Source organism: Hyunsoonleella sp. J2K-J805, from assembly GCF_057167125.1.
In genome coordinates, this window is the sequence record NZ_CM169901.1 from 1067542 (window position 1) to 1080461 (window position 12920).

Here is a 12920-nt window from a genome sequence, read left to right on the forward strand (position 1 = left end):
AAAGTATTGAAATATACAGCAAATAACCTCTATCTAAACTTATAAATAATGCTCATGGAAAACAACTGTGGTATGTTATTGTTTTAGCATCGTTTTAATAGAAGTCTCGTTATCTATATTAGTAATTTTTAAATAGTATAAACCATCTTTTACATTAGGTAAATTAAAATTCGTTTCGCTAAAGGTATCTACAACTCGCCCGAGGGTATCATAAACAATTATTGATGTTATTATTTTATCAGAACTAATATTCACTTCACCTTTGGTTGGATTAGGATATACGACTATAGCATTAGACGGAAATAAACTAAATTCTTCCGAACTTAATGTGGCACCATTTTGATAGAAATTAAGTGCGTTTACAGCGTAAGCCAATGGTGCATTCCAGTTAATAGTAACCTCGTTTGAAGCATATGAACACCAATCGTCAACATAAGACCCTGCATTGGATGTATTAAAATATCCAGAGCATCCATCCTGTCTTCCTGGATTTGGACCTCCACTTAACATTCCTGGTACTGGTTCTGCTACACCGTCAGCATCTGAAACCCTATGATGTGGGTACGTTGTTGGAAAATCTCCATAACCTGTAACATAACAATATCCTGTACCGTTTCTACCTAATAGATAATCTGCAGCCACATACGCCGCATCTAAAAAAGAATTGTCATTGGTCAATTCATAAGCCCTAATCAACAGTACAATTTGATTTGCAGCTACGCCGTTACTGCCCCATACATAATCATAATTAGAGGTACCCATTGCAATATTCATTACACCACTTTCAACACTAGTCTTTAAAGTATTGGCGGTATTTAAAAAAACGTTTCTGGCTGAATTAACAATACTAGAAGCAAATGAGGTATCATTGTGCAATATTGATATTAACGCCAAAGGGTCGGTGTATTGCCAACTTGGAGTGCCATTGCCTATGCTAGAGATATTGATATCATTACTATAATCTGTATTTCCAGTAGTAACGAAGAGCTCCACAGCGGCCCATTGAAATTCATCAGTAACGTCGCCATCACCATATTCTCCAGTATTAACATTTGGAGGGTTTGTAAAATATTCAGTAGGATTTGCTTCTGCCCATGCATAAGCGGCTTCTGCAGCGTTTAAAAGCGTAGCGCTATATCCTGGTAATTCAGTTTCATACTCAGCATAAACTCTAGAGGCTACAGCCATAACCGCAGCAAAGTTCAAGGCTGCTGACGTACTTTTGCCTACTACATAACGCTGCGCAGTATACTGATCGGGCATTATTCTACCAGAAAAATTGAAACCCGTGAGCTTATGATATACACCACCATCTGCAGGTTCTTGCATTGCCAACATCCAATCTAAATTCCATTTTACTTCATCCAAGATATCAGGTAATGCACCACCAGTTTCTGGAATAAAAATTGCTTTTGCTTTGTAGTATTCTTCAAAATGTTCGAAAGCCGCTAAAAGCGTATATGTTGAAATACCACTATTTACAATGTATTTGTTATAATCACCAGCATCGTACCATCCTTTTGGTGCTGAAATAACAGTGTTTGTAGGTCTGGAAGCTGAAGCAGCCGAACTATGCACGCGAACATTAGTATCTGGATGTCCTAAATTTCTAGCATGAATACCTCCATGAGTTGAAGAGATAGCAGAAGATGCTCTATTGTAATAATAATACTTTAAACTTGCCTCTGATAAAGATTCATAAATATCAGCACCTATATTAAATGTTATCTCTTCATTATTTGTTTGAAGTCTGTAAACGCCTTCTGTAGAGATGGCAGACAAATCAATTTTTGAAACATATTCTTGTGCATCACCCCAGTATCTAACTGCCTCCGAAGTACCAGAAATCACAAGACTGTTGTTACTGTCAATAACAGAAAATGATTGGGGTGTGAAAGTACTCGTAGATGTTAAGCTGATAATTTTAGATCTTTCATTAAAATAACCTAGCTGGTTATACCTGATGTCTATAGATTGCGCAATAGATATCAATGCATTAAATAGAAAAATTGTAAAAAGTAATTTTGATTTCATAAGATTTGGGGGTAAAAATTATTAAAATTTGGTTTTAATTTAAGTAGGTCTTAATTTGTTTCTTATAAAAGATTCCTTAAAGATAAGTTGAATTTATTAACTAAAAAAATACAGTTATTCACAATCCAGATCTCAGTTCGATTAATTAGAACATATACATCTGATTTACCTTTGTTGTTTAGCCCTTGATTGATTTTTTTATAAAAAACTATCAGCCATCGATCCACTTATCAAGTACGCCAAAAAGTTGACAAAGCTTCATATAAATGGAGCATTTTATTTGGCTATTATTTTTTATAAGTTGCTACTCTTTTTTTAAACACCAAATCGTTCTTTTAAAGCATCAGTAAGAATTTTATAACCTTTTATAAGATCTTTCTTTTCTGCTCCAATACCTATTCTAAAATGGTTGTCCATGCCGTAAACATCTCCTGCCAAAATAAAAACTCCTTTTTCTAATCGCAACCAATCTGACAATTCTGTGGAGTTAATGGGGTATTTATATTTAATAAATACCATTCCTCCTGCTTTTGGCGGTACAAATTCTAATAAATCTCCATGCTCATTTGCCCAATCTTGAGTTATTTTAAGATTTTCGTTGAGCATAGAAATATTTCTTTGAAGGACTTCTTTTCTTTTTTCGGACTTTAAGACAATATCACCTATTTTATGACTTAATATTCCTGCAGTTATTGAAGTATAATCGTGATAAGCCCAGGTGTCTGCTATTAATTCTTCAGGACCTGTTAACCAACCTAATCGTAACCCAGGTAATGCGTAAGCTTTGGAAAGTCCTCCATTAACCATAACCTTATCGTACATGCCATAAAAGCTAGGTTTTTCTAATCCATCTAAATCTGCACCTTTATAAATTTCATCACAATAAATCCAAGCATCATGTTTTTTTGCAATATCAACTATGGCTTTCATTTCATCTTCGGTTAATACGTAACCTGTAGGATTATTAGGATTGCATAAAGCTATCATTTTAGTTTTAGCATTCATTTTAGATGCTAACTCTTCTAAATCTGGTTTCCAATTATTTTCTTCTCTTAAGTGGAATTTTTTAGGTGTGCAGCCCATTTCCTCAACAATACCCCAAATTTGCATATAGTTGGGTACCATCATTACAACTTCATCTCCAGGTTCAAGTATGGTATGGCAAGCAATAAAATTTGCTTCGGCAGAACCGTTAGTAACTAAAATATTATCTTCATTACAATTTGGATAAAGTTTTGAAATAGTTTGTCTTAAAGGAATAGAACCATTGGTTTGCCCATAACCCAAAACGGTTGAAGTGAGCATTTTTATTTGGTCTTCGGTTAATAGCTCTTCTAGTGTGTATGGATGAAACCCACTTTCGGTTAAATTAATTGGAACAGTATTTTCGTATAAAGATTGAATACGTTCTAAGTCAAAAATTCTTATGTTCATAGTTATTTATTTTTAGTATTGTTAATTACTGCTGTAGCTATCATAATATCTTGAACAGCAACTCCTGTTAAGTCAGCTACAGTTATTTGTGTGTCATCTTTTCTACCTAAACCAGAGTTTTGAATTAGATTTCCTAATTCAATCAATTTATCTTCATTTAAACAATTGGCTTGTCGAGCTTTAAAAATTTCGCCTCTTGTTTTGGATTGTGCTATGCTATCCGCAACTATTACATCTGCTTTTTTAAGGATGTTCGGATCTAATTCAATTTTCTCAGAAGTGTCAGAACCAATGGCTGTGATGTGTGTGCCTTTTTTAATTTGTGATGCGTAAAGTAGTGGTTCTTTAGATGGAGTGGTGGTAATAATTACATTACATTTTTCAGCAACTTCTTCTGCAGAAGAAGCTATGGTAATGTTGTAGTCAGTATCTTTAAAGTAGGTTTTAAAATCGTTTAGGTTTTCCTTTGTTCTGCCCCATACCACTATATTTTTACAAGAGGTAATGGTGTGGAGATATTCTAATTGAAGTTTTGCCTGAATGCCAGTACCAATAATGCCAATACCTGTAATTTCCTTTGGGGACAAATATTTAAGAGTAATCATGCTTGCAATGGCCGTTCGAATGTCGGTTAGGTAGCCTTCATCTAATAAAATAGCTTTAAGAACACCTGTTTGCTGGCTAAAAACCAATAGTAGCCCTTGACTTGATTTTAACCCTATTTTTGGGTTTTGATAAAAACCAGATGCTATTTTTATCACATAAAACTCTTGGTCAAGAATGTAGCCGTATTTGATGTGTGTTTCCCCATCTTGTTTGTGAAATAGTAATTCTCCAACAGGTGGAACAATAGCTTTTTCAGAAGAAAGTGCAATAAACCCTTCCTCAATAATAGAAATAAGATCTTGATTTTTTAAACAATCAATGATTTGCTCAAGCGTAAAAACGGTAGGTGATTCTGAACTCATTTTCTAATAAAATTTTAATTTTATTAGAGTAGCACAAAATTGTGCAAGAACGAGGCTAATTTCCCAAAATCTTCTCTAATGTTAGAAAAAAGCTCAACACAAGAAACGTGTCTAATGTTCTCCTGTTACAAATATATGGTATTATTTTAAAATATGGTACCTGTGTTTAAATGCTAGCCATCGATTAGATATAGTTCCTGTTACAGATGTTATAAACAACTGCGTTCACCAGGCGAAGCTTGGGTTTTTAACTTTGAAAGTTAGCGCACTCTGGTCGGCATTTACAGGCAATAAAAGTGATTCTGCGAATACAAAACACGCATTTATAATATTTTTAGAAGATCTGGGATCAAATTAAAGGTAATAAGAAAATGCTAAAAAGGCGTCTCACAAAATACCTCCATCACTTTTTGTTTTACAGGGTGTGTAAATGCAATACGCTCTGCGTGCAAAAATAGTCGCGCCCCCTTTTTACCATATAAATCATCTCCAACCATGGGGCAATTTAAACCATTCACATGCGCCGCATGCACCCGTAATTGATGCGTGCGTCCTGTAATGGGATAAAAATAAATTCTAGTTTTGCCATTTTCAACAGCAATAACTTCAAATTTTGTTTTGGCAGGTTTACCATGCTCGTAACATACCAATTGTTGTGGGCGGTTATCCAAATCTACGCGTAAAGGCAAAGCTATTACACCTTCTTTTTTAGAAATTTCCCCATCCAACAATGCAACATATCGTTTTGTTATGGTTCGTTCCATGAACTGCTTTTGGAGGTTTTTATGCGTTTTTTCGTTTTTGGCCACTAATAGCAATCCAGAAGTGGACATATCTAAACGATGTACCAATAATGGCCCTTTGGCTTTTGGTAAATAACGACGCATTCTAGTTAATACTGATTCTTGAATATGCTTTCCCGGAACCGATAAAAACTCATGGGGTTTATTTACTAATAACAGATACTCGTCTTCATACACAATATCTAATGGTGCTTTATACTCGGCAATGACACCAATAGGATTATCTTCCACTATTAACCCTCGCATCATGTGCCCCAAAATGGGCTCGCATTTACTACGGCAAGATGGATAAAATTGTTTGTGTTTCCGCACTTCAGATTTTGGTGAGGCGCCCCACCAAAACTCAGCCATCGCTATAGGTTTTAAATCATTCTCATAAGCATATTGAAATAACTTTGGTGCTGCACACTCCCCAGAACCCGCAGGCGGCGGTATCTGCGCATCATCAAAAATATCTAGCAAATCTTTAGTTTCACCTTTAGCATTCAAAAAGCGATATTGTTCATGCAAGCGTTTTTGTAAAGTAGCAGATAAATTGGCTCGTTTTTCTTTTAAAGCCTCAATCGCAGCTATAAAACTATCAACTTTAGCCTTTGCCTTTTCAATTTTAGCATCCCAATCCGTCTTTAAATCTTTTAACCGAAAATGATAGTAAATACTTTGCTTTTTTAAATCTTCGAGTAAAACTTCATAGGCATCTGAAGATAATGTGCTTGCACTATTTTCGCGTTGTGCTTTTCTTGCCTTTTTTGCTGCTTTAAGTTTTATTTTAAATGCTTTAAGTTCCGTATCATAATCTAATTCACATTGTCTTAAAAAACGTTGCGCCTCATCAAAATCTGGTTCAGTTTCTAAAACTTCAATTTCTGCATTTAACCTATTTAATTCAGCTTCCCCTTTTTTATAAAATCCGTTTTCATCAAGCGTATCGTAAACTGTAGGCACAAAACCGCTGTGGTAATTGCTTTCGGCCAGCTTCCCAGAAAACGCAGCTAAATATCCTAATTTTCCGTTTTTGTCCCGCACCACCATCACCCCAAACATCTTGCCTATCACTAAACCTTTGGCGTCAGATTTTAAACCAAAATTATGTTCAAAATCGGCTTGACACTCTAAATATTGCTGTAAGTCTTGTGCTGCAAGAATGCTCAACGAATGCGGTTCATAATAAAAAGGGTAAGTGAATTTTTTGGGTAAAGCCTTGGCTTCATCAACATCAAAAGGATGAAAAAACGTATCGGTAAATTTAATATTTGGCATCTTTTAAAAAATCCCCAGAACTAATTTGCTGTTCGTCCGTAATATTCTGGTTGTAAAGATACACCCATGCGTCAATAGCATCATCATTTTTAATAAAAACTTCAGTTTGTACTCTTTTAAACAAGCTTGAAGCGATATCATCTTTATAAAACCCCTCATATTCATCCAGAGTTTTAAAAACATCAAAAGCAGATTTCAATTTAAAAACAGTGCCATGCACTTTATCATTCGTAAAAGCAGATTTCAACACACCTGGAAACCACGAAATTTTATAAAGCTTACCATACATAAAACCTTTACCTACAACTTCAGCGTGTTGCATTAAAAATTTGGACATAAAATTGTCCACTTCTTTCTGTAAAGTCCCGTAAACAAAAAGGTAATCAGATTTCAAAAAAAGCTAATGGTTTACACAAATCTACTTAAATCTACCTGATTAATCTGCCCGTGAGAAGCGTGTGCCACCAACTCGCCATTTCGTACTACTAATAATTGCGGTGATTCATGTATCAGTTGAAACTTATATCCAACCTCATCAGATAGTTTTCGGTAACTCAAAATATCCAAGTAGTACAAATCCAATTCTTTCTCGCTAAAATTATAGTCATTAATAAACTGGCGTTGCACCATACTACTAATGCCACAGCGCGTAGAATGTTTAAAAATCACCTGTGCTTTTATACTAGATTTCTGCTTAATATAGTCTATTTGTTTGAGGTCATTCAAGGGAATCCAAGGCAATATCTTTTCTTCCTTAGCCACTTTCTCGCCTCCAAAAATTTTTTTTAATAATCCCATAAATTGCTATTCATTGTAATTAAAACGACGCATCTCTCATTAAATTGCATAAAGTTTAGGGCGTTACCCACAACACTTCGACGCGCTCAGTGCAGGTGGGGTCGGGCCTGCCTAACGGCAGGCAGGCTTTCGGGAGTCGCTCCCTCCTGCGTCGGGGAGCTTCAACAAACCTGTGCTGAACGCAGCCGAAGTATTCCTCAATCCCTAACGCACCACTTTTATGTGCTTACTCAATACTTTAGGTCGCTTATAATTTTAAAACTTACAACTGACTAAACGTCACCCGTTTTAAATAAATTTAAGACATTTTGTCTTAAAACTAGATGTTTTTAGAAGTGGTAAGATTATTGACCTATCATAGCCGTAAAGTTAACGAAAAAGAAAACAACACAATACAACTATGAATTTTAATAATTATACCATAAAGTCCCAAGAAGCCATACAAGAGGCGCAACAAATAGCGCAAGGTTATGGGCATCAACAAATTGAAAACGAACATATATTTAAAGGTATTTTTGAGGTAGATGAAAACGTACTACCATTTATTTTAAAAAAATTAAATGTAAACGTTTCAATACTAAAACAAGCCTTAGATAAGCAACTGGAAAGTTTCTCAAAAGTTTCTGGAACAGATCTTATGCTATCGCGTGAAGCTGGAAAAACCCTAAACGAAGCTTCCATCATCGCTAAAAAGATGAAGGATGATTACGTATCTGTAGAGCATTTACTAATTGCGGTTTTTAAATCAAATAGCAAAATTGCGCAAATGCTAAAAGACCAAGGCGTAACCGAAAAAGGATTAAAAACAGCTATTGAAGAATTGCGTAAAGGCGAAAATGTAACCTCTCAAAGTCAGGAAGACACTTACAATTCACTCAATAAATATGCTAAGAACTTAAATCAACTGGCTAGAGAGGGTAAGTTAGATCCTGTAATTGGTCGGGATGAGGAAATAAGACGCATTCTTCAAATTCTATCCCGAAGAACAAAAAACAACCCAATTTTGGTTGGAGAGCCCGGAACAGGTAAAACAGCGATTGCCGAAGGTTTAGCGCATAGAATTATAGATGGGGACATCCCAGAAAACCTAAAGGAAAAACAAATTTTTGCCTTAGATATGGGCGCACTTATAGCTGGCGCCAAATACAAAGGTGAGTTTGAAGAGCGACTTAAAGCAGTTATTAAAGAAGTAACAACAAGCGATGGCGATATTGTACTGTTTATTGATGAAATCCACACTTTAGTGGGCGCAGGTGGCGGACAAGGTGCTATGGATGCAGCAAACATATTAAAGCCCGCCTTAGCACGCGGCGAATTAAGAGCCATTGGTGCAACCACTTTAGATGAGTATCAAAAGTATTTTGAAAAAGACAAAGCGCTAGAACGTCGTTTCCAAAAAGTTATGGTTGATGAGCCTGACACCGAAAGTGCTATTTCAATATTAAGAGGTATCAAGGAAAAGTATGAAACACACCACAAGGTGCGTATAAAAGACGACGCCATTATTGGTGCTGTAGAATTATCACAACGTTATATTACAAACCGTTTTTTACCAGATAAGGCTATCGACCTTATGGATGAAGCGGCCTCTAAAATGCGTATGGAAATCAATTCAAAGCCAGAAGAATTAGATGTTTTGGATAGAAAGATCATGCAGTTAGAAATTGAGATTGAAGCCATTAAACGTGAAAAAGATGAGACGAAGTTAAAATCCTTAAGAGCTGATTTGGCAAATTTGAAAGAACAGCGCAATGAACTAAACGCCAAATGGAAGAGTGAAAAAGAAGTAGTAGACAATATCCAGAACACAAAACAAGATATTGAAAACTACAAACTGGAAGCTGAAAAGGCAGAACGTGAGGGCGATTATGGCAAGGTGGCAGAATTGCGTTATGGCAAAATCAAGCAAGCTCAAGAGCAACTGGAAGTGTATCAAAAACAATTACAGGAGCAATCTGAGAACTCTTTGATAAAAGAAGAGGTAACCTATGATGATATTGCTGAAGTAGTTGCAAAGTGGACAGGAATCCCAGTAACTAAAATGTTACAAAGTGAGCGTGAGAAACTCTTGAAACTAGAAGACGAATTGCACAAACGTGTGGTAGGACAAGAAGAAGCTATTGAAGCCGTTAGTGACGCTGTAAGACGCAGTCGCGCAGGGTTACAGAATCCACAAAAACCGATTGGAACGTTTCTTTTCCTGGGAACAACAGGTGTTGGTAAAACAGAGTTAGCGAAGGCTTTAGCAGAATATTTGTTTGACGATGAAAGTGCAATGACAAGAATTGACATGAGCGAGTATCAAGAACGACATGCAGTAAGCAGATTGGTTGGTGCACCTCCAGGATATGTAGGTTATGATGAAGGCGGACAATTAACAGAAGCTGTGAGACGCAAACCCTATTCCGTAGTGTTACTTGATGAAATTGAAAAGGCACACCCAGACACATTTAATATACTATTACAAGTATTGGATGAAGGGCATTTAACGGATAACAAAGGACGTGTAGCCGATTTTAAAAATACAATAATCATCATGACGTCAAATATGGGAAGCACCATCATACAAGAGCGTTTTGAGGCGACAAAAGATATAGCGTCTGCCATTGAAGCCGCTAAGGTTGATGTGCTGGCATTACTAAAACAAAGTGTACGTCCTGAATTTTTAAACAGGATTGACGATACTGTAATGTTTACACCATTAAGTAAGGAAAATATCGTAGATATTGTTGGCTTACAATTGAAAAGCGTGACTAAAATGTTAGGACAACAAAACATCACTTTTGATGCTACAAAAGAAGCGGTAAGTTACCTAGCGGATAAAGGTTATAACCCTGAATATGGTGCGCGACCAGTAAAACGCGTGATACAAAAAGAAGTACTGAATGCTTTGAGCAAAGAGATTTTAGCGGGCAAAGTAACAACGGATAGTATCATTCTGTTGGATGCCTTTGACGACATGTTAGTTTTTAGAAATCAAAGCGACCTAGTAGAAGAAATATAAAGATAAGTTTAGTTTGGTTGGTTAGTTTGAAAAGCAGCGGGAATCTTAATTGATGAACGTTGCTTTTTCTTTACCAGTTCATTATATAGGATATAAACCCAAATAATAATTCCATTCATCGAATAAAATGCTAAAAATCCACTATCCTATGTAATAATGTTTACTTTTAAATGTTTATTAATCTGTTGATAAAAATATAAAACGGCACCTCTCCGTTTAGTCTTAAATTTTTAATTTCACAGCAGTCTTATCGCCCCAATAAGAACATATGAAAGAGTATTAATGTTTAAAGGAAATCTACTTTTATTTTATGAATTTATCTAATTATATTGATTACGCATTTTTAAAAGCGACTGCTACAGAAAGAGATATCATCAATGTGTGTAAGATAGCTAAAGCCAATACATACTTTTCAGTTTGCGTTAATGGAACTTACGTAAAATTCGCCAAAGAACTTCTTAAGGACACCGATGTAAAAGTATGTACGGTAGTAGGTTTTCCACTGGGGGCTATGTCTACAAAAAGTAAAATATCTGAAGCGTTAAATGCCATAGAGGACGGTGCAGATGAAATAGATATGGTAATCAACCTTGGATATCTTAAAAGTAGAAATTATGTCTCAGTGTTAAGAGATATATCTGATGTGAAGCGTGCAGTAGGAGACACAACCTTAAAGGTTATTATAGAGATTTCGGAGTTAAACAAGAACGAAATTGTTAAAGCTTGCGAAATAGCGGTTGATGCCAATGCCGATTTTGTAAAAACCTCTACTGGATTTGCCTCTGGTGGTGCTACATTTACTGCGGTGAAAATTATGAAAAAGACCGTAAAAGATAGAGCAAAAGTTAAAGCATCCGGAGGTGTTTCAGATTTTGAAACAGCGGTAAAATACCTAGAATCTGGTGCAGATAGAATAGGAACGTCAACTGTTCTACGACCTGAAAAAGACACACTTCAAAAGCGAAATTCTAAGATTTATAGACGCTACATGGAAACCTCACAAAAAAGTGAAGTATCACTTGAGGTACTTAAAGATATTAAGGTTAAACTTTAAGTATAAAATTAATAGTTTTTCCAGTATACTTCTGAGCTAAAGTATTTATTCCAGATGCAGTTAGTTGCAAAACTCTCGGGTATCCACCTGTAGTTTGACAATCACGCATTAAAATAATCAATTCCCCCGATGGTGTTAATTGTACCGTTCCTGGTAATACTGGTGATGTTATAATAGGGTTTAAATTATTGTCTACCTGCTCTTCTAGCTGATAAGCCATTCTGTTATTATCCTTTGAAATCGTAAACGGTTTGGAAAATAATCGTTCTTTTTGAGAATCCTTCAGTTGATCAAATTCCGGCCCTTTATAAACGGAGATTATAGAATCATTTATGTAGTCTTCATCAACTCTTAATCCTGAATTATGTTTTTGAACAGAAGAACTTTTTACCTGTTGTATTTCAAGAATATCTCCTTTTTCAATTTTGAATTTTGAAGTAATGCCTTGGTACATACTTCTGCTGCCTAAAACTATTTTGGTTTGAAACCCACCTGAAACTGCCAAATAACACCTAAAACCAGAAATTAATCTTCCAAAACTCAATACATCATCTTTTTTTATTAAATGAAATCGATTATTCTTTATTGGTTTTCCATTTAATAAAGGGCTCATGTTTGCTCCTGTTACGGCGATTACCGATGCTGTTTCAAAATTAAGTTTAGGTCCGCTCATAGTAATTTCAAGAACAGCTTCATTTTCATAATTCCCTACCATTGCATTAGCTAATCTAGCCGCTCTTTGGTCCATAACCCCTGATATAGGCACACCAAGGTTTTGGTGTTTTTGTCTTCCTAAATCTTGAACTGTAGTGTAAAAGCCTTTATTTAATACTTCAACCATGCAACACCTTGTTTTCTATTTGATAACTACCATTTTCAACCGAAGCCTGTATGGTATTGTATTCTTCTAGTGAAACAGAGTAGAACCTAAGACTATCACCGGCTTTGGCAAAACAAGGCTCCTCTTTAGTTGCGTTAAAAAAATCCAATGGACAGTTACCGATAATATGCCAACCTCCTGGGCTTTCACTAGGGTAAATTCCTGTTTGCTGACCTCCTATCGCAACCGATCCCTTGGGGATTTTTAATCTTGGTGATGACCGCCTTGGTAAATAAAGTGTTTTGTCCAAACCTCCCAAATACAAAAACCCAGGTAAAAACCCTATAAAAAAAACAGTATAAATTGGAGATGCGTGGCGTTGAATGATGTCATCGATTTCTATATTTTTTTCCTTTGAAAAATCTCCCAAATCAATACCGAAACGCTTATCATAACATACAGGTATTTTCCATAGTTTTCTAGTAACATCCCGACTTACATCAGATTTCGCGTATATAGCTTCAAGGGTTTTAATTTCTGATGGAAAATCAAGAATTTCTTTATCAAAATGCAATAATATTGATGCATAAGCATGATTGATATACTGTAGGGAAGATGGATTGGATTGCTCTATTTTGCGCTTATACAAAAGTATATCATCCAGAATAGACGTTGTAATCTTTTGAGGCCATTCAATTAGAATTGCAGATGCGCCAAAACGTATATAGTTTAATTTGTAACCCAT

The 12920-nt window shown here is 35.7% G+C and carries 10 protein-coding genes; 2 read left to right on the plus strand and 8 right to left on the minus strand.

Going from position 1 to position 12920, the window contains the following annotated elements; translation table 11 throughout:
• Positions 1-75: 75 nt before the first annotated feature.
• The 6 genes from AC1B0Z_RS04690 to ytxJ form a co-directional block, all read right to left on the minus strand.
• Positions 76-2034, minus strand: a complete 1959-nt coding sequence (locus AC1B0Z_RS04690; protein WP_483794393.1) for a glycoside hydrolase family 9 protein — start codon at positions 2032-2034, stop codon at positions 76-78.
• Positions 2035-2349: 315 nt separating this feature from the next.
• Positions 2350-3468 carry an aminotransferase class I/II-fold pyridoxal phosphate-dependent enzyme gene (locus tag AC1B0Z_RS04695; protein ID WP_483794394.1) on the minus strand — a complete coding sequence of 373 codons (1119 nt, stop codon included), beginning with the start codon at positions 3466-3468 and terminating at the stop codon, positions 2350-2352.
• Positions 3469-3470: 2 nt separating this feature from the next.
• Entirely contained in the window at positions 3471-4436 is a 966-nt protein-coding gene (locus AC1B0Z_RS04700) for a Rossmann-fold NAD(P)-binding domain-containing protein (protein ID WP_483794395.1), read from the minus strand.
• A gap of 374 nt (positions 4437-4810) precedes the next feature.
• Complete coding sequence (locus AC1B0Z_RS04705; RefSeq protein ID WP_483794396.1) at positions 4811-6499, minus strand: RluA family pseudouridine synthase; 1689 nt, start codon at positions 6497-6499, stop codon at positions 4811-4813.
• Positions 6486-6893 (minus strand): gamma-glutamylcyclotransferase family protein, encoded by a 408-nt coding sequence (locus tag AC1B0Z_RS04710; protein WP_483794397.1) that lies wholly within the window; start codon positions 6891-6893, stop codon positions 6486-6488. Before AC1B0Z_RS04710 ends, AC1B0Z_RS04705 begins: the two co-directional genes overlap by 14 nt.
• Before the next feature lie 14 nt (positions 6894-6907).
• Positions 6908-7297, minus strand: coding sequence for a bacillithiol system redox-active protein YtxJ (gene ytxJ, locus AC1B0Z_RS04715; protein WP_483794398.1), 390 nt, complete (start codon positions 7295-7297; stop codon positions 6908-6910).
• A 400-nt stretch (positions 7298-7697) separates the two neighbouring features.
• Here ytxJ and clpB point away from each other — a divergent pair, with 400 nt between their 5' ends.
• Positions 7698-10301: an ATP-dependent chaperone ClpB gene (gene clpB, locus AC1B0Z_RS04720; RefSeq protein WP_483794399.1), complete on the plus strand. Its 2604-nt coding sequence runs from the start codon at positions 7698-7700 to the stop codon at positions 10299-10301.
• Positions 10302-10611: 310 nt separating this feature from the next.
• Positions 10612-11355, plus strand: coding sequence for a deoxyribose-phosphate aldolase (gene deoC, locus AC1B0Z_RS04725; RefSeq protein WP_483794400.1), 744 nt, complete (start codon positions 10612-10614; stop codon positions 11353-11355).
• Here deoC and AC1B0Z_RS04730 read toward each other — a convergent pair.
• Positions 11345-12196, minus strand: coding sequence for a 5-oxoprolinase subunit C family protein (locus AC1B0Z_RS04730; RefSeq protein ID WP_483794401.1), 852 nt, complete (start codon positions 12194-12196; stop codon positions 11345-11347). The genes deoC and AC1B0Z_RS04730 overlap by 11 nt on opposite strands.
• Positions 12189-12920, minus strand: coding sequence for a 5-oxoprolinase subunit PxpB (pxpB, locus tag AC1B0Z_RS04735; RefSeq protein WP_483794402.1), 732 nt, complete (start codon positions 12918-12920; stop codon positions 12189-12191). Before pxpB ends, AC1B0Z_RS04730 begins: the two co-directional genes overlap by 8 nt.